This is a genomic window from Mesorhizobium sp. M7A.F.Ca.CA.002.15.2.1 (assembly GCF_003998715.1).
Classification (GTDB): Bacteria; Pseudomonadota; Alphaproteobacteria; order Rhizobiales; family Rhizobiaceae; genus Mesorhizobium; species Mesorhizobium ciceri.
In genome coordinates this window covers 1-653 of sequence record NZ_RZPI01001194.1, presented here as the reverse complement: position 1 = coordinate 653, position 653 = coordinate 1, and the positions used below count along the sequence as shown (strand labels likewise).

Sequence of the window (653 nt, the reverse complement as noted above, 5' to 3'; positions counted from 1 at the left end):
CGAAGGATATAAACGAAGAGATCAAGGGGCCTTCGACATCGGCGCCCGAACAGGCGGTCCAGGGCTTCCTGCGCAAGGCCGGACTTTCCTCGATCGCCGAGGCGCATGTCCATTCCGATCCGAAGAAGGGCGATTTTTATGTCGCCCACATTTCGAAGCCGGGCAGGGCGGCCGAACAGATCATCGCGGACCTGGTGCCTGATATCATCCGCAATTTCCCGTGGCCGAAATCGATGCGCTGGGGGCCGGCCTCGGCCAAGCCAGGTTCATTGCGCTGGGTGCGCCCGCTGCAATCGATCCTGTGCACGTTCGGCCCGGAGACAGAGGAGCCGGTCGTGGTCGATTTCGAGATCGACGGCATCCGCTCCGGCAACATCACCTATGGCCACCGCTTCCATGCGCCTGATGCGATCATGGTGCGCCGCTTCGACGACTATGTTTCCAAACTGGAAGCGGCCAAGGTCGTGCTCGATGCCGACCGCCGCAAGGAGATCATCCTTGCCGACGCCCGCAATCTCGCCTTCGCCAACGGGCTCGATCTGGTCGAGGACGAAGGGCTGCTGGAGGAGGTGTCCGGACTGGTCGAATGGCCGGTCGTGCTGATGGGCGAGTTCGAGGAGGCATTCCTTGCCATTCCAGCCGAAGTGATCCGA

The 653-nt window shown here is 62.0% G+C and carries 1 protein-coding gene; it reads left to right on the top strand.

Annotation, left to right across the window (positions count from 1 at the left end; all coding sequences use genetic code 11):
- The coding region (locus ENZ74_RS33600) for a glycine--tRNA ligase subunit beta (protein WP_127313373.1) at positions 1–653 on the top strand (653 nt) is incomplete at both ends.